We start from the raw sequence: 17343 nt of genomic DNA, 5'->3' as shown, positions 1-17343 counted from the left end.
TGCAAGAAGCCTGTTAACAAAGGTCAATCATGAGTCTGGAAAATCTTCGCCCGGCGGCAGTCACGCAGCAAACCCGGCAGGCAGCGGCTATCTGCCTCGAAACACTTGCTGCGGAAGATGTAGAGCGAAACTGTTTCGCCGGATCTCCCTACCACGCCGTCCAAACCATCGTTCAGGCCCTGGAGCAAAACAAACTGACCAACGGCAAGGTCTGGGTCGTGAAAGCATCGCCAGGAAAATCGGGGGCAGCGCCGCAACCGGCCCATCAAGCCGGAAATATCAGCGCCTGGCCGCTCTGGTTTCGAGATAGTGCCAATCGCAGCGAGGTGCCGCTGCTGTATCTATTGCGATCCGAGTCCGTGGCCAGGCTGCGCGCTGCGATATTCGAGGCTGCTGAGCGCGGCATCGTGTTCAACGATGCCGAGACGGCCGCGTCACGATGGCCCAAAAGCGTGCAGCCCGCAGTCCCCCTCTGGCTTGCCAACCGCCTGAACTGCATTCCCTACGATCCCGCGTCAGGCCAAGAAGCGCTCGCGATTCTGCGCTCTGCCCTACACGCCCTGTACATAAATAACGAGCCGGGATTCTGCTATCTGACGCTGCACGATGACGACTGCCAGGCGCCGATACCAGCGCAAGCCAATGTGCATGATGCGTACAAGGGAATGTATCGGATCAATGCCGTGTCCGGTCCGCGTGCGCCTGATGTCCGTCTGCTGGGAGCCGGCAAGGCCTTGGAAACAGTGATCCAGGCAGCCGCCCTGCTGCAAGCCGAGTGGAATATCACGAGCGAGGTCTGGAGTTGTCCCAGCTATACGCGCCTGGCACGGGACGGATACGAGTCCGAACACTGGAACACGCTCCATCCCCTATCACCGAAAAGGACGCCCCATATCCAGGCTTGCCTGGGGTCCGGACAATCACCTGTACTCGCGGTGACCGGCTATGGGCAACACATTGCCAATCAGATTGGCGGATTCGTCTCCGCGCGTTTTGTCGCAATGGGCAACGACTGTCACTCAGCAGCGAGGCGACCTCCCGGCGCTCAATGGATTGCAGCCCTTGCGCTTAAAACGCTCAGCGATGAGGGCACCGTTCCCAAGCGTCTAGCGGAACACGCGGTGAAACGCTATTCGTTGGCCTGAAATCCGGCGGCTCTGCCACGCTCGCGGCACATTGAATCACTGACCGCGGGCCACGGCGGCAGCTCGATCCAGTGCTTTGGCAAACTTTGCCTGCTCATCGGCGCTGAACTGATTCAAGAAAACCTCTGCTACAGTGCTTTCGTACACCTTCCACATTTTCCTGCGTAGCGCGCGCCCTTCTTTTGTGATGCTGGCATACGCGGCGCGGCCGTCTTCCGGCGAGCGCGTACGCGTGACCAATCCCTCTTGTTCCAGGCGATCTACCAGCCGCGTCAGGTTGTAACGCTCTATCGCCAGGGCGTCGGCCAGCTCGTGCATGCGCCGAGCGCCCTGCGGCCCGCTTTCCAGTCCCCACAATACGTCGTACCAGGCGTAGGCCGGCAGCTTGGTCGCCGCCAGGCGGCTCTCTACCTCGCGAATCATCAAGCGATGGGTGCGCACAAACGAAAACCACAGATCCGTTCCGTCCTTCGTCATAGCAGGTTCCTTCGTTTCAGTTGCATTTGCAATTGTAGCTGACTTAGAATCCCACGGATTACGATTGCATTTGCAATCCATAAATCGTCTATCGGTGTCTGGACCACGCCAGGCTGGCCGACGCCGGCACCGCTTTAACACATTGCTTTTTTTCCCGGAGGCCCACTATGAATCCCCCCCTCGCCTTGGTCGATGTCGACCCGCTGGAAACCCAAGAGTGGCTGCAAGCGCTGGAGGCCGTGGAGGCAGTCGAGGGCCGCTCACGCACGCACTACCTGATCGACCAGCTCACTGAATTCGATGCATCCAGACACGGCAACCTGCATGAGCGTGTCACGAGCGCCTACATCAATACCATCCCGAAAGACCGACAGTCCGCCTACCCCGGCGACCTCACCATCGAACACCGGTTGAACGCCTACATCCGCTGGAACGCGATGGTCATGGTGCTGCGCGCCGGCAAGCATTCCAATGTCGGCGGACACATTGCCACATACCAATCGGCTGCCGTGCTCTATGACGTGGGTTTCAATCACTTTTTCCGGGGCCGCACCGAGACTTTCGGCGGCGATATGGTTTACATACAGGGACATTCCGCACCGGGTATTTATGCGCGCGCCTATCTGGAAGGACGCATCACCGAAGAACAACTGGACAATTTCCGTCGAGAGGCCGGGCGCGACGGCCTATCCTCATACCCCCACCCACGCCTGATGCCGGATTTCTGGCAATTCCCCACTGTGTCGATGGGATTGGGCCCGTTGACGGCGGCCTACCAGGCGCGATTCATGCGGTATCTCGAGTACCGCGGGCTGCTGGAGCATCAGGGCCGCAAAGTGTGGGCCTTTCTGGGTGACGGAGAAATGGACCAGCCCGAATCGCTGGCAGCCATCTCGGTCGCCGGGCGGGAACGCCTGGACAACTTGATATTTGTCGTCAATTGCAATCTGCAACGCTTGGACGGCCCAGTCAGAGGCAACAGCAAGATCGTTCAAGAACTCGAAGGCACCTTCCGGGCCGCGGGCTGGAACGTCGTCAAGGTGTTGTGGGGCAGCGGCTGGGACGATCTGCTCAAGCGCGATACCAGCGGGCTGCTGCGTCAACGCATGATGGAATGTGTCGACGGTGAATACCAGACATTCAAATCCCAGAACGGCGCTTATGTGCGCGAGCATTTCTTCGGCAAGTATCCGCAACTGCTGGAGTTGGTCGCGCACCTGTCGGACGATGAAATCTGGGCATTGACACGCGGGGGCCACGACCCAGAGAAAGTACATGCCGCCTACGCACAGGCCGTCGGCACCAAAGGCCGTCCGACCGTCGTTCTGGTCAAAACGGTCAAGGGTTTCGGCATGGGCGAGGCCGGCGAAGGCCAGAACGTCAACCATCAGCTCAAGAAGATGAGCGCTGATGCCGTGCGCGCGTTCCGCGATCGATTCTCGCTGCCCGTGCCCGACGACCAGCTCGAGGACATGCCCTATCTGAAACCTGCGCCCGACAGCGAAGAAGCCCGCTATTTCGCGCGCCGCCGGGCCGCGCTCGGCGGTCATGTCCCGGCGCGTATCAGCCAAGTCGCCCCGTTGCAGGTTCCGCCGCTCAGCGCTTTCGCGACGCAACTGAAAGATAGCGGCGAGCGCGGTGTGTCGACCACCATGTCGTTCGTGCGTATCCTGACCACGCTGCTCAAAGACCCACATCTGGGCAAGCTCGTCGTTCCCATCGTACCCGACGAATCGCGCACCTTCGGCATGGAAGGCCTGTTTCGCCAGATCGGCATCCATTCGTACGTGGGACAACTCTATACCCCACAGGACGCCGGCCAGCTGAGCTACTACAAAGAGGCTAAAGACGGCCAAATCCTGCAAGAAGGCATTAACGAATCCGGTGCGATTGCATCATGGATCGCCGCGGGAACGGCCTACAGCAATCATGGTTTGGCGGCCATCCCGTTTTATATCTTCTATTCCATGTTCGGCCTGCAACGCGTGGGCGATCTGGCGTGGGCGGCGGGCGACGCACGCACGCGGGGGTTCTTGCTGGGCGCCACATCGGGCCGCACTACGCTCATGGGAGAAGGCTTGCAGCACGATGATGGCCATAGCCACGTACTGTCGTCGGTGATACCGAATTGCGTGTCGTATGACCCCACCTTTGCCTATGAACTGGCAGTCATCATCCAGGACGGGTTGCGCCGAATGTATGCGGAACAGGAAGACATTTACTACTACATCACCCTGCTCAACGAAAACTACCCGAACCCCGCACTGCCGCCAGGAAGCGAGGCCGGTATTCTCCGAGGGATTTACCTGTTGCGCGACGGCGCGAAGCAGGACTCCGCGTCAGAGCCGGCCAGCAGACCGCATGTACAACTGATGGGCAGCGGCGCGATTCTGCGTGAAGTCATTGCAGCGAGTGAACTGCTGGAGCAAGACTTCGGTATTTCCAGCGATGTCTGGAGCGCGACGAGCCTGACTGAACTGCGCCGTGATGGCATGGCTGCCGAGCGTTGGAATATGCTGCATCCGGAAGACGAGCCGCGCATCCCGTATGTTCAGCAATGCCTGCGAGACCGTACCGGCCCTGTCGTGCTGGCAACCGACTATATGAAGATCGTCGGCGACCAGATCCGCCCCTTCGTCAAGAATCGCGGCTTTATCAGCCTCGGCACGGACGGTTTCGGCCGCTCGGATACCCGCGAGTCACTGCGTGCTTTTTTCGAGGTGGACCGAACCTTCATCGTGCTGGCCGCGATCAAGGCATGCGTTGACGAGGGACGGCTGCCCCGTGCAAAGATCCGTGAGGCCATGGTACGGTATGGTATCGATGCCGAGAAAATCGATCCCGCGGCCGTCTGATACCGAACGGTGATGGCCAGCTTGCCGGCAACCATAGAGGCACCTGCTCTGCAGTGCCTGAGTTGCCGGCGGCTTGATGCTTTGCCTCTGTGCTTATCTCATTATGCGAGGCCATTATGTCAGATAGCAGCTATCCATCGTCTTCTGCGCAGCCGGTACCCCGCCCCATCGCAGGGACCATCGCGGCCGTATTCCACGATGAAAAAATCCTGCTGGTGCGCCGGGCCAATCCGCCCGACGCCGGGAGCTGGGGGTTTCCCGGTGGAAAAATCAAAATCGGCGAAACCATCAAAAGCGCCGCCGTTCGCGAACTGTTGGAAGAAACCGGCGTCCGCGCCGAAGCGCACCGTGTCTTCACGGCTGTCGATGTGTTCGGCCGTGACGACAAAGGGCAACTTCGTCAGCATTTCGTGCTGATTGCCGTGCTCTGCAAATGGCAATCCGGGGCGCCGGTGGGCGGCGACGACGCGCTCGAGGCAAAGTGGTTCGCCTTGGAAGAGTTGAATGAATGCAAACTGGCGATGAGCCTGAATGTGGCAGAAGTGGCACATCAAGCGGCCGCTGTCTTTGCGCAGGAGATCGCGCAGAGATAGTTGCCGATGTTCTTATGATCCCGACGGGCGGATCAGAAAGCCTCCGCGCCAGCGTTCGGCCAGCCAAGGTATGACGATAAGCAATCCCGCGTTTACCATATTCCTCGATGTAATGCGTGAGGTAAGCCGCCGTTCCCGCCCATGACAGCCAGGTCAGGTCCCGCCATCGCGAGATAGCGTTATCGCTGCGAAGAACGTCGGCCCCGAATAGGAGCAGGAGTAACGCGATTGCGCCTGCCAGCCCTAACCAAGGGAAGGACATGTTCAAAGGTAATTCCCCGCATAACCGGTATAGTCAAACCGACCCTGCTTTTTGAAAATCGCACTTTATAGACGCGTGACAGAGAGATCTTGCGTTGTGCCGAGCCACCATAGAATCCAGCTCGGGCGGCATCAGATTTATGAAAAAATACCCTATCATCGCTGAAACCTTTGACCTTACACCAGGCGCGTCACAGATCCTTGGGCATCACGCGCAAGGGGCTCCTACGATCAAATGAAAACGAGAATACCGGCACGGATACGCGTTCTGATACTGCTGGTTGTCATCGGGGTTGCCCCCATGATTTCAGTCACGCTTGCTGGCTTCATCGCTGACCTGAATGGCTGCCAACTGCATGAGGGCTACGCGCAAGCGTGCATCGTACGGGGAGTCGATATAGGCGGCGCGCTTTACACCATGACGGTGGCCGGCTGGCTGATGTTGATTTCTCTGTTGTTCCTCGCCGGCGGCCTGCTCGGATTGGCGTGGGAGTGCATCCTGCTATTGCTGCGAATGGTTTGGTCAAAGCGGCGGCGTTCCTCCGCTAACCGCCGCATATGATCAGCATCAGGCCCGCACGCGACTGTGACGCCCCCGTTTTACCCGAGGTCGAACGCAGTTCCGGTGAGATATTCCGGCAATGGCCAGGGCTGGAATGGATCGCCGACGACGATGTTCAGTCGGAGGAGCAACATCGTGCTCTGATCGCAGGAGGCGTTGCTTTCATCGCAGAACTGAACGGTCACAGCATCGTGGCCTTTCTGAACGGTGAGATGACAGCAGACGCCCTGCACGTGTGGCAGATTGCGGTCCATCGCGAACAACAGGGACGCGGGATCGGACGGGAATTGATACAAGCGGCGCAGCAGTTAGCCATCGATCGAGGGGCCAGCGCGCTGACCTTGACCACATTCAGGAAAGTTCCTTGGAATGAGCCTTATTACCAGAGGCTTGGATTCGTTACGCTGAATCAAGAAAATCTCACACCTCGGCTCAAGACCATATTGGACGCCGAGGAACGTGCAGGGTTACCTATGGCGCAGCGTTGCGCCATGAGGAAACTACTTTGACGCTTCGGCAGCCGATTGGCCGCGCATCAGATCATGAGCATGACTAATACTGGAATGAAATCATTTCATTATTATTCACTCAATGCACAGCATAGAATACGCACTGCTCTTGATTGCAGAAAATATACAAACTGCTGAGTGATAAAGCCAGTAAATAAAACCGAAACGGTCTGGCAAAGAAATAAAGCCGAGGTCTCACCTCAGGATTCAGGACGCCAGATTGCGATGAACAAAGATTTTAAATTTACCATTAAGAGTACTTGCTTCGACGAAAACTACCATCCGGCAGATAACACGCGCATCACGACCAACTTTGCCAATCTGGCCAGAGGCGATAGTCGCCAGGAGAATCTGCGCAACACCTTGAGGATGATTGACAATCGTTTCAATGCTTTAGCGCATTGGGATAATCCAAAAGGCGATCGCTATACAGTCGAGCTTGAGATCATTTCCGTTGAAATGAGCATTGATGCGGCAAGCACTGACAATGCCCTCCCCTTGATCGAGATATTGAAAGCAAGCATTATCGATCGAAAGATCAACGAACGTATCGAGGGCATGGTAGGAAATAATTTTTCCTCTTACGTGCGAGATTATGATTTTAGCGTGCTGCTCCGGCAGCACAATGAGAATCAACCCACATTCAGCACGCCTGATAACTTTGGCGAGCTGCACGGAAAACTGTTCAAGGCCTTTGTCAATTCGAACGCTTACAAAGAGAATTTCAATAAGCCGCCCGTCATATGCCTCAGTGTTTCGAGCAGCAAGACCTATATTCGGACTGAAAATCAGCACCCTGTACTGGGCGTTGAATATCAGCAGGATGAATATTCCTTGACTGATGACTATTTCAACAAGATGGGGCTGAAGGTTCGCTATTTCATGCCTCCAAATAGTGCCGCACCTTTGGCTTTTTATTTTTCAGGCGATTTGCTCAGTGATTACACCAACCTCGAGCTCATCAGCACCATCAGCACGATGGATACTTTCCAAAAGATTTACCGCCCTGAAATTTACAACGCGAATTCAGCCGCGGGAAAATCCTACCAGCCGAGCCTGAAGCATCAGGATTATTCACTGACTCGAATTGTTTACGATCGAGAAGAGCGTAGCCGACTGGCCATTGAGCAGGGGAAATTCGTTGATGAGCATTTCATCAAACCCTACGGACCCATTCTCGAGCAATGGTCCGCTGCTAATTACGCGCTTTGATTTGCCCTAATAAAAGACTACCTATCATGAAAAAATTGCTCCCCACCTCCACTGCTGGCAGCTTGCCCAAACCGTCCTGGCTGGCTCAACCAGAGACTCTCTGGTCACCGTGGAAACTGCAAGACGAAGCATTGATTGAGGGCAAGCAAGATGCTTTGCGTTTGTCATTGCACGAGCAAGAACACGCAGGGATCGATATCGTCAGCGATGGTGAGCAATCGCGCCAGCACTTCGTCACTACATTCATTGAGCACCTGAGCGGCGTTGATTTTGAGAAACGCCAGACCGTCAGAATTCGCGATCGCTATGATGCCAGCGTACCGACTGTTGTTGGCGCGGTTTCTCGCCAAAAGCCAGTTTTTGTCGAAGACGCCAAGTTTTTACGCCAGCAGACCAAACAACCCATCAAATGGGCGCTGCCAGGCCCCATGACCATGATTGATACGCTCTACGATAGCCACTACAAGAGCCGTGAAAAACTAGCTTGGGAATTCGCCAAGATTCTCAATCAAGAAGCCAAAGAGCTCGAAGCTGCCGGCGTAGACATCATCCAATTCGATGAACCCGCATTCAATGTTTTCTTTGACGAGGTGAATGACTGGGGCGTTGCCACGTTAGAAAAAGCAATTGAAGGCCTTAAATGCGAAACGGCCGTACATATCTGCTACGGCTATGGAATCAAAGCCAATACCGATTGGAAAAAGACGCTGGGGTCAGAGTGGCTGCAGTATGAAGAGTCTTTCCCCAAGCTGCAAAAATCCGGTATCGATATCGTCTCGCTGGAATGCCAGAACTCGCATGTGCCCATGGATCTGATTGAGCTCATTCGAGGTAAAAAAGTGATGGTGGGGGCCATTGACGTGGCAACCAACACCATTGAAACCCCCGAGGAAGTCGCCAATACGCTGCGCAAGGCACTTCAGTTTGTCGATGCCGACAAGCTCTATCCTTCGACCAACTGCGGCATGGCCCCCTTGCCTCGCGGCGTGGCCAGAGGCAAGCTGCAGGCGTTAAGCGCAGGCGCAGAAATCGTCCGGAAAGAACTCTCGGCCTGATGCAGCACTGAAGCAGCACAGTACTATCACCGATCCTGCGCCGCATGCGCAGGATCGATCAGGACGCCATCGTCGATGGCCATGCATTCAGGATCCCAATCCATATGTCACTTGCCAGCACCGCTATCGAGCCATCTCGCTTTCGCGAAGCGCTCGGGCACTACGCATCCGGTGTCACGGTGATTACATCGCACATCGATGACGAGCCGGTTGGTTTCACTTGCCAGTCGTTCCATAGCGTGTCCATGAATCCACCTCTGGTGTCATTCAACGTCATGGCGAGTTCGTACAGCTATCCCAAGATTCGCCAAGCAGGCCGTTTCGTGGTCAATATCCTGTCAAATGCGCAGGTCAGGATTTCCAATCAGTTCGCTCAACGAGGCGCGGCGAAGTGGCACGATGTCGAATGGCGGCCATCGCCACTGGGCAATCCGATCATTGCCGGCTGCCTGCACTGGTTCGACTGCGAAATTCACGCCGAACATCCTGCGGGCGATCACTTGATAGTGATTGGTGAAGTGAAATCATTACACCGGCAAGAAGCCATTGCCACGCACCCACTGCTGTACTTCAAAGGGAAATATTGCAACCTGGGAGTGTCAGCCGAGTGAACTTGCGGACTGAATTGGGACGGACTGGTGTAACCCACCGCGCACGTACAGATGACAAAGATCGTCTTGCATCGGTAGGACGGTAGTCGTGCGGGACTGGTGACCCGCACACGCGTTAGCGATCGCTCAAGTAACATGCACGGGATCTGCGCGTCTGAATTGGCCTGCTCGCAGTTCGCCCGCAGTACTTACACTGGCCGAACACGCTTCACGGCGTCAAGACGATGCGGCCAAGCGGCTCTGCCGTCTCGGCGAATTCGTGGGCTGCGGCGGCTTCGGCCAAGGGGAACGTTCGGTCGATGACGGCCCGGAAGCGCCCAGTGGCGACGGCTTGCAACAGGTCGTCCACACTTGAGCGGACAGCGGGCCTCTCGAAAAGCGGTCCCATGAACACGCCAAACAGGGTTTGCGTCGTAGTTGCGGAACAACTATTAGCTGCCCCTTTTGCCATTGCGCTGGTCGTAGGCTGCACGGGATCGCTCAATAGCTTCCAAGCTCTGCTCAGCCCAGACCCACACGCCGCAAAATGCCGCGCCCAGGCTAAGGCCTAGATCAGTCAGTTGGTATTCCACTTTTGGCGGTACCACAGGGAAAACGGTGCGGATCACCAGTCCTTCGCGTTCCATCTCGCGCAGTGTTTGCGTCAGCATCTTCTGGCTGATGCCGCTGACTTTCCCAGCCAACTGGGTGAAGCGCAACGGGCCGTGTTCGGCCAGCACGTCGAGGATGATCATTGTCCATTTGTCGGCCACCCGTGCGATCACTTCATTCACCAAGGCCTGTATGCGCGGGTCCGGGGGCTGCACTGCGGCCAGTTTGGCTCGTACTCGGGCGTGTTTGACGAAATCGATGCTCATGCATGTTCCTGTGAATGCGGTGCTTCAGCGGCGCGCCAGTGAAGGGAATTGGCTATCCCCGACGACGTTTGTTCTATTTCTTACCAAAAGGTGTGTATAGCACTTTCAGGTGCCTTCTTCCCAAAAGAGAGTATAGAAATTAATCTTCGCCTCGTCCATCGCTTGCCCGTGGCGTTTAGATGAGCCGCAAGACATTGCCAAGGCCGTTTCGATTCTGGCGAGTGAGCGAGGCGCGTGGACCAGCGGCCGGATGATGGCGGCTTCGCCTAAAACGCTCTACGACGGTGAGCGAGGCCGTATCGATGAAAGCCGCATATCGATCACCGCGCTTTTCCCGATTTTTCCAACCGTTTCAAACGACGAGGAGTTTGCAATGTCAACCGACGTTATCGACACATCCACTGAGATTGAGCACACCGGCCACTCGCGCCGTCGCTTCCTGCGGTCAGCGGCATTGGCAGCGCCTGCGGCCATGCTGATGGGCGGGGGCACAACTGCGGCAACGGCCGCGTCAGGCGTTACTGATCTCAACATGCCAAAACCCGCCAATGGCAAAGTGGCGCTGGTCACCGGTTCCTCACGTGGCATTGGTGCCGCAACGGCCAAGCAGTTGGCCGCAGACGGTTATAGCGTGACGGTCAACTATCTGGTCAACCAAGCGCTGGCCGAGGCGGTGGCTGCACACATCACCCAGGCGGGCGGCAAGGCGATCAGCGTACAGGCTGACGTCAGTGATCCGGAGGCGGTGCGCCGCTTGTTTGCGGCCACCCAGGAAGCATTTGGCGGCGTGGATGTGGTGGTGAGCAACGCCGGCATCATGCGCCTGGCGCCATTCATCCAAATGCGCGATGCCGATTTCGACCGGATGATGGCGGTAAACATCAAGGGGAGCTTCAACGTGTTGCGTGAAGCCGCCCAGCGGGTGCGAGATGGTGGCCGCATCATCGCCTTGTCTTCCAGCATCACCAAACTGCGCAGCCCGACTTACGGCCCATACGCGGCCTCCAAAGCGGCGCAAGATTTGTTTGCCAACGTACTGGCCAAGGAACTGGAAGGCCGCAATATTTCAGTCAATGCGATTGCGCCGGGCTTAGTGAACACTACCTTGTTCACCGACGGCAAAACCGATGAGCAAATCGCGGGCTTCGCGCAGCGCACGCCGCACAAGCGTTTGGGCGAGCCTGAAGATATTGCCCGAGTGATTTCCACGCTGTGCAGCAATGACGGCTGGTGGATCAATGGCCAAACCGTGTTTGCCAACGGCGGCATTGTCTAAAACACGTCTCCCCCGATAAGGTGGTCGCCGCCTATCGGATTACGCAGACGTCAGTCCCATAGATGATCGTCGATGGTGTATTGGGGTGCGGCTGTCAACCAAACTGCACCAGTTCTAGCGAGGGCAGTGGTCCACCTGGGAACTGCGTCATGCGCCCACCCACGGCCAGCGTGCCAAGATCGATACCCGCGAAGCCCAACTGATCGATCAACGCACTGACCTGCGCCTTGGCGCGGGCATCGTCGCCAGCAAAGAACAGAACGCGTCGCCCTCCGCGCTCCGCTGGATCAGCGAAGAGCAGTTGCGGACGTAGATGATTGAATGCCTTCACAACGTGCGCGCCCGGCACCAGATCGGCGAATGACTGGCTCGATGTGCGGCCATGAAGATCGATGGGCTTGAACAGCGGTGCCTCGATCGGATTATTAGCATCGATAACGATGCGCCCCTCGAAATCCGGCAGCCCGGCCAGGGCAGCTGGCAACTTCGACCAGTTCACCGCGACCAACACGATGGCCTGCGCGGCCGCTTCTGCTCGTGTGCCGGCGCGTATGCTGGGGCCAATGCTCTGTACCAGCGCTTGCAGACTCTCCGGCCCGCGACTGTTGGACAGGATGGCCGGGATACTGCAGCGTGCCAGCGCGCGCGCGAATGCCGCGCCGATATGACCTGCACCGATGATGCCGATGGAAGGAAGCGAAGTGTTCATGATGAATGTCCTCGACCGAAGATGAAGTTGGGTCTAATGATGAAGATCGGCTTTGCAGTCGTGTGGAGCGGGCCAACGGGCCTACTCCAGAGACGCTCAAGACGTGAAGCCGCCGTCGACCAGGATGTCGGCGCCCGTGACATAGGAGGCCTGTGGACTGGCGAGAAACGCCACGACGCTGGCGATTTCATTCGGCTTGCCGTAACGGCCCACCGCGATACCGGGGATGAGCAACTTGGCCCACTCGCTATCGACCGGATTCATGTCCGTGTCTACGGGCCCGGGGTGCACGGTGTTGACGGTGATGCCACGCGGGCCCAGGTCGTATGCCAAGCTGCGGTTCAAGCCAGCGATGGCTCCCTTGGTCAGTCCGTACACCGAGAGGCCGGGCACACCGGCATATTTCGTCGCCGAACTACCGATGTGCACGATGCGGCCACCTTCCCTCATGTGGCGTACGGCTTCCTGCGTGGCAACGAACACACCCGTGACGTTGACCGCGAGCATTGCTTGATAGTCCTCGAACGTAATCTGGTCGATCGGGCTCGCCAACGCGATTCCGGCGTTGTTCACCAGAATGTCCAGACCGCCAAATGTCTCGACCGTCTTGGTGATGGCCGCGCGCACGGCGTCCGGGTCCGCAGCGTCGGCTACGATGGCCAGCGCGCGGCCACCTACCGCCTCGATGTCCGCGATCGTTTGCTTGGCCGAGTCAGGCGAACCGCGGTAGGTGAAGGCGACTTGGGCGCCGTCGGCAGCGAGTTGCTTGGTGATGGCCGCTCCGATTGAGCGAGAACCACCGGTGACGAAAGCCGTCTTGCCGACCAGCGGAAGCGATTGGGTAGAAGTTATGTCATTCATAGGTCACTCCGTTTAAATGCCGAGGATTCGGTGGAGTGACTTTCGCGCTTTTATTGCTTGTTGATTAGTATCAAATGGCTTGGATCATCTTCAAGCATTCGTTTAATATTCACAAATGGAGACCTTGGCCAACTTGGAGTCATTCGTGCGTAGTGCCGAGAGCGGAAGCTTTTCGGCTGCGGCGCGGCGGTTAGCGCTAACTCCGGCAGCAGTAAGCCGGAACGTGGCCATGCTGGAGCGCAACCTAAAAGTACGGCTGTTCCATCGTTCAACCCGCAAGCTGACACTGACCGAGGCGGGAGAGACATTCCTGAGCGCGATCGGCGGCAATCTGGAGTCTTTGCAAAACGCCATTGCGTCGGTATCGGCAGACGACGGACAGCCTGCGGGTGTGCTCAAGATCAGCCTGCCGCCAACCTTCGGGATGAGCCACATTCTGCCGCTACTGCCGGACTTCTTGCAGCGCTACCCTCGCATCAAGCCCGAGTGGCATTTCGAGAACCGCGCGGTGGACCTGATCGCCGAAGGCTACGACGCCGCTATTGGTGGTGGTTTCGAGCTCGCGCCCGGCATGGTCGCCCGGACACTGGCACCAGCGCACATCATCGCCGTCGCATCTCCTGCCTATCTGGCCCGACGCACGCCACCTGCTGACCCATCCGGGCTGATTGAGCTGGATGGAATCGTCATGCGGTCACTCAAGTCGGGCCGCATCCGTACCTGGAACATGCGCGACGCACAAGGCGATCAGGTTGCCGCATTGATGCGCGAAACTTTAGTGGTCAACGACCCTGCCGCGCTGAGGGAGTCGGCGCAGCTAGGCTTGGGTGTCGCTATGCTGGCCGTCGCTGATGTGCTAGCAGGATTGGAGTCGGGGGAGCTTGTGCGAGTTTTGCCGCGCTGGTGGGCCGATGCGGGCGCAATCTCGCTCTACTATGCGAGTCGCGACCTGCTTCCGAGCAAGACGCGAGTCTTCATCGACTTCGTGATCGAGGCATTCAAACGTGAAGACTACGCACGGCGTTTTGCCGGTAGCTTGGGATAAGAAAGTATGAATGCCTCACCGATAGCAGGCCTGCACCTTAAGTAGCGAGCTCAGGCGTTGAGTCCTGCATCGACCGTGACCACCGATCCAGCTCCACCGTCAACTTGTTTTGCTAGCCGGCGATAGTCCTCGAAGGAAGTCAATTCACTCCCACTCAATCGTCGCAGGCGGTTTGCTCGATACGTCGTACACGACTCGATTCAGCCCACGGACTTCATTAATGATCCGCGACGACACTCTGGCCAGCAATGCATGCGGCAGCGGCGCCCAGTCGGCGGTCATGAAGTCGAAGGTCTGTACTGCGCGCAGTGCGACCACGTATTCGTACGTGCGGCCATCGCCCATCACGCCTACCGATTTCACCGGCAGGAATACCGCGAAGGCTTGCGAGGTCAGGTCGTACCAGCTCTTGCCGCTCGTCTCATCGATCGTGCTGCGCAGCTCTTCGATGAAGATCGCATCGGCACGGCGCAGCAGGTCGGCGTATTCTTGCTTGACCTCACCCAGGATACGCACGCCCAGGCCAGGGCCGGGGAACGGGTGACGATAGACCATTTGCGGGGGCAAGCCCAGGGCCACGCCGAGTTCGCGGACTTCGTCCTTGAACAGTTCACGCAGCGGTTCCAACAACTGCAGGTTCAGCGTATCAGGCAAACCGCCGACGTTGTGGTGCGATTTGATCGATGTAGCCTTGCCGGTCTTGGCGCCAGCGGATTCGATCACGTCGGGATAGATGGTGCCTTGGGCCAACCATTTGGCGCTCTTGAGCTTTGCCGCCTCAGCCTGGAACACCTCGACGAATTCGCGGCCGATGATTTTGCGTTTGGCTTCGGGGTCGGCTTGGCCGGCCAGTTTGCTCATGAACTGCTCGGTGGCGTCGATATGGACGATTTTCACGCCCATGTTTTCGGCAAAGGTCTTCATGACCTGTTTGCCTTCGTCCAGACGCAACAGGCCGTGATCGACGAAGACGCAGGTCAGTTGATCGCCGATGGCTTTGTGGATCAGTGCAGCGGCTACCGACGAATCCACGCCCCCCGACAGGCCCAGGATGACTTCGTCGCTACCGACTTGTTCGCGAATGCGCGCAACAGCTTCTGCAACGTAGTCGGGCATGTTCCAGTCACCCTTGCAGCCGCAGATGTCGTTCACAAAGCGAGCCAACATGGCCTTGCCCTGGACGGTATGCGTGACCTCGGGGTGAAACTGCACGGCGTAGAACTTGCGGTCCTCGTCGGCCATGCCGGCGATGGGGCAGGATGGCGTCGAAGCCATCAGCTTAAAGCCTGGAGGAAGCTCGGTGACTTTGTCGCCGTGGCTCATCCAGACCTTGAGCATGCCGTGGCCTTCGGGCGTTGTGAAATCGGCCAGGCCGTTCAACAGTTCGGTATGGCCGTGGGCGCGGACCTCGGCATAACCGAATTCGCGATGGTCGGAAAAGCTGACTTTGCCGCCCAATTGCATGGCCATGGACTGCATGCCGTAGCAAATGCCCAGCACCGGCAAGCCCAATTCGAAGACGGCGGGAGGAACCGTCAACGATCCCTCGTCGTAGGCCGAGGCGTGACTGCCCGACAGGATGATGCCTTTCAGACCCTGTGCAGCCTGCTCGCGCACAAAGGCGTCGTCGACATCGCCGGGATGGATTTCAGAATAGACGCCTGCCTCGCGAACGCGGCGGGCGATCAGTTGTGTGACTTGCGAACCGTAGTCAAGAATAAGGATGCGCTGGTGCATGGAGACTCTGCCGGTTGGAAATAAAAGCGCACCGGCCAGAACCGCGGGAGTTCTGCCGGTGCGCGATGCATTGCATTGTACTGACTCGATCAGTCGGCGCGGTAGTTGGGGGCCTCTTTGGTGATCTGCACGTCGTGGACGTGGGATTCACGCACCCCTGCCGAGGTGATTTCGACGAATTGCGTTTTGGTGCGCATGTCGTCGATGGTGGCGCAGCCGCAATAGCCCATCGAGGCACGGATACCACCCACCAATTGGTAGATGATGGCCAGGACGCTGCCCTTGTAGGGGACGCGGCCTTCGATGCCTTCGGGGACGAGCTTGTCGGCGTTGTTGGCCGGATCCTGGAAATAGCGGTCGGCCGAGCCATCGGACATGGCACCCAGGCTGCCCATGCCGCGGTACGACTTGTACGAGCGGCCTTGGAACAGGACGACTTCGCCGGGGGCTTCTTCGGTGCCGGCGAACATGCCGCCCATCATGCAGGCAAATGCGCCAGCGGACAGGGCCTTGGCGATATCGCCCGAATAACGAATGCCGCCGTCGGCGATCAAGGGCACGCCGGTGCCTTCGAGCGCCTTGGCCACGTCGGCGATGGCCGTGATTTGGGGCACGCCTACACCGGCGACAATACGCGTGGTGCAGATCGAGCCGGGGCCGATGCCGACCTTGACGCCGTCAGCGCCATGGTCGACCAAGGCGCGCGCAGCGGCAGCGGTGGCGATGTTGCCGCCGATGACTTCGACCTTGGGGAAGTTTTCCTTGACCCAGCGCACGCGCTCCAGCACGCCGCGCGAGTGACCGTGTGCGGTGTCGACGATGATGACGTCAACGCCAGCGGCGACGAGTTTTTCCACGCGTTCTTCGGTGCCATCGCCTACGCCTACGGCAGCGCCCACACGCAACTGCCCCTGGCTGTCTTTGTTGGCAACGGGATGTTCGGTGTTCTTGACGATGTCTTTGACGGTGGCCAAGCCGCGCAATTCAAAGGCCTCGTTGACGATCAGCACGCGCTCGAGGCGATGTTTGTGCATCAAGGCCTGAGCCTCGTCCAGCGTGGCGCCCTCTTGCATGGTGACCAGGCGTTCCTGCGGCGTCATGATGTTACGCAGGGGCTGATCCAGGCGGTCTTCGAAACGCAGGTCACGGTTGGTGACGATGCCGACGAGTTTTTTGCCCTCGACGACGGGCAGGCCCGAGATGCCGTGCTGACGTTGCAGGCTGATGGCATCACGCACTTTCATGTCGGGCGTGACGGTCACCGGGTCGATGACGATACCGAATTCGTGGCGTTTGACGCGCGCGACTTCTTTGGCCTGAGCGTCAGCGGACAGGTTTTTGTGAATGATCCCTATGCCGCCCTCTTGGGCCATCGCAATAGCGAGACGCGATTCGGTCACCGTATCCATGGCAGCGGACACGAGAGGGATGTTCAGGGTGATATTGCGAGTGAGGCGGGTAGCCAGAGAGGTGTCGCGCGGCAACACCTCGGAATACGCAGGCACCAACAACACATCGTCGAAGGTGAGCGCTTTTTGAACGAGACGCATGGGGAACTCCGGGCGCAAAGCAAGATTA

The 17343-nt window shown here is 58.1% G+C and carries 17 protein-coding genes; 10 read left to right on the top strand and 7 right to left on the bottom strand.

Going from position 1 to position 17343, the window contains the following annotated elements; translation table 11 throughout:
* The first annotated feature begins 29 nt into the window (after nt 1-29).
* Nucleotides 30-1145: a transketolase-like TK C-terminal-containing protein gene (locus tag CAL20_RS10185; RefSeq protein WP_094837781.1), complete on the top strand. Its 1116-nt coding sequence runs from the start codon at nt 30-32 to the stop codon at nt 1143-1145.
* A 36-nt stretch (nt 1146-1181) separates the two neighbouring features.
* On the opposite strand, the gene CAL20_RS10180 is transcribed toward CAL20_RS10185, so the two are convergent.
* Nucleotides 1182-1622, bottom strand: coding sequence for a MarR family winged helix-turn-helix transcriptional regulator (locus CAL20_RS10180; protein ID WP_094837780.1), 441 nt, complete (start codon nt 1620-1622; stop codon nt 1182-1184).
* Between the two features lie 167 nt (nt 1623-1789).
* On the opposite strand from CAL20_RS10180, the gene aceE reads away from it, so the two are divergent.
* The 7 genes from aceE to CAL20_RS10145 all read left to right on the top strand — a co-directional run bounded on the left by aceE (nt 1790) and on the right by CAL20_RS10145 (nt 9280).
* Entirely contained in the window at nt 1790-4477 is a 2688-nt protein-coding gene (gene aceE / locus CAL20_RS10175; protein ID WP_094837779.1) for a pyruvate dehydrogenase (acetyl-transferring), homodimeric type, read from the top strand.
* 116 nt (nt 4478-4593) lie between these two features.
* A complete protein-coding gene (locus tag CAL20_RS10170) occupies nt 4594-5070 on the top strand; it encodes an NUDIX hydrolase (protein ID WP_094837778.1) in 477 nt (158 codons plus the stop codon).
* 496 nt (nt 5071-5566) lie between these two features.
* On the top strand, nt 5567-5893 hold the full coding sequence (locus tag CAL20_RS10165; RefSeq protein ID WP_094837777.1) for a hypothetical protein: 327 nt from the start codon (nt 5567-5569) through the stop codon (nt 5891-5893).
* Complete coding sequence (locus CAL20_RS10160) at nt 5890-6402, top strand: GNAT family N-acetyltransferase (protein ID WP_094837776.1); 513 nt, start codon at nt 5890-5892, stop codon at nt 6400-6402. Before CAL20_RS10165 ends, CAL20_RS10160 begins: the two co-directional genes overlap by 4 nt.
* 225 nt (nt 6403-6627) lie before the next feature.
* The gene (locus CAL20_RS10155) at nt 6628-7614 is read left to right on the top strand and encodes a DUF1852 domain-containing protein (protein ID WP_094837775.1); all 987 of its coding nucleotides are present in this window, start codon (nt 6628-6630) and stop codon (nt 7612-7614) included.
* 26 nt (nt 7615-7640) lie between these two features.
* Nucleotides 7641-8669: a methionine synthase gene (locus CAL20_RS10150; protein WP_094837774.1), complete on the top strand. Its 1029-nt coding sequence runs from the start codon at nt 7641-7643 to the stop codon at nt 8667-8669.
* A 104-nt stretch (nt 8670-8773) separates the two neighbouring features.
* On the top strand, nt 8774-9280 hold the full coding sequence (locus tag CAL20_RS10145; RefSeq protein ID WP_094837815.1) for a flavin reductase family protein: 507 nt from the start codon (nt 8774-8776) through the stop codon (nt 9278-9280).
* Between the two features lie 208 nt (nt 9281-9488).
* Here CAL20_RS10145 and CAL20_RS25870 read toward each other — a convergent pair whose 3' ends face one another.
* Both CAL20_RS25870 and CAL20_RS10135 read right to left on the bottom strand, forming a co-directional pair.
* Nucleotides 9489-9668 (bottom strand): zinc-binding dehydrogenase, encoded by a 180-nt coding sequence (locus tag CAL20_RS25870; protein ID WP_373558291.1) that lies wholly within the window; start codon nt 9666-9668, stop codon nt 9489-9491.
* Between the two features lie 43 nt (nt 9669-9711).
* The gene (locus CAL20_RS10135; protein WP_094837772.1) at nt 9712-10137 is read right to left on the bottom strand and encodes a winged helix-turn-helix transcriptional regulator; all 426 of its coding nucleotides are present in this window, start codon (nt 10135-10137) and stop codon (nt 9712-9714) included.
* A gap of 532 nt (nt 10138-10669) precedes the next feature.
* On the opposite strand from CAL20_RS10135, the gene CAL20_RS10130 reads away from it, so the two are divergent.
* On the top strand, nt 10670-11413 hold the full coding sequence (locus tag CAL20_RS10130) for an SDR family oxidoreductase (protein WP_218830703.1): 744 nt from the start codon (nt 10670-10672) through the stop codon (nt 11411-11413).
* 94 nt (nt 11414-11507) lie between these two features.
* On the opposite strand, the gene CAL20_RS10125 is transcribed toward CAL20_RS10130, so the two are convergent.
* The gene (locus CAL20_RS10125) at nt 11508-12122 is read right to left on the bottom strand and encodes an NADPH-dependent F420 reductase (protein ID WP_094837771.1); all 615 of its coding nucleotides are present in this window, start codon (nt 12120-12122) and stop codon (nt 11508-11510) included.
* Between the two features lie 96 nt (nt 12123-12218).
* Nucleotides 12219-12983: a 3-oxoacyl-ACP reductase family protein gene (locus CAL20_RS10120; RefSeq protein ID WP_094837770.1), complete on the bottom strand. Its 765-nt coding sequence runs from the start codon at nt 12981-12983 to the stop codon at nt 12219-12221.
* Nucleotides 12984-13098: 115 nt separating this feature from the next.
* Here CAL20_RS10120 and CAL20_RS10115 point away from each other — a divergent pair, with 115 nt between their 5' ends.
* Nucleotides 13099-14028 (top strand): LysR family transcriptional regulator, encoded by a 930-nt coding sequence (locus CAL20_RS10115; RefSeq protein ID WP_094837769.1) that lies wholly within the window; start codon nt 13099-13101, stop codon nt 14026-14028.
* Between the two features lie 144 nt (nt 14029-14172).
* On the opposite strand, the gene guaA is transcribed toward CAL20_RS10115, so the two are convergent.
* On the bottom strand, nt 14173-15765 hold the full coding sequence (gene guaA, locus CAL20_RS10110; protein WP_094837768.1) for a glutamine-hydrolyzing GMP synthase: 1593 nt from the start codon (nt 15763-15765) through the stop codon (nt 14173-14175).
* A gap of 89 nt (nt 15766-15854) precedes the next feature.
* Complete coding sequence (guaB, locus tag CAL20_RS10105; RefSeq protein ID WP_094837767.1) at nt 15855-17315, bottom strand: IMP dehydrogenase; 1461 nt, start codon at nt 17313-17315, stop codon at nt 15855-15857.
* Between the last annotated feature and the right edge of the window lie 28 nt (nt 17316-17343).

This window comes from Bordetella genomosp. 4 (genome assembly GCF_002261185.1).
In the GTDB taxonomy this organism is placed as follows: Bacteria; Pseudomonadota; Gammaproteobacteria; order Burkholderiales; family Burkholderiaceae_B; genus Bordetella_A.
This window is presented reverse-complemented; position numbering and strand designations above follow the sequence as displayed.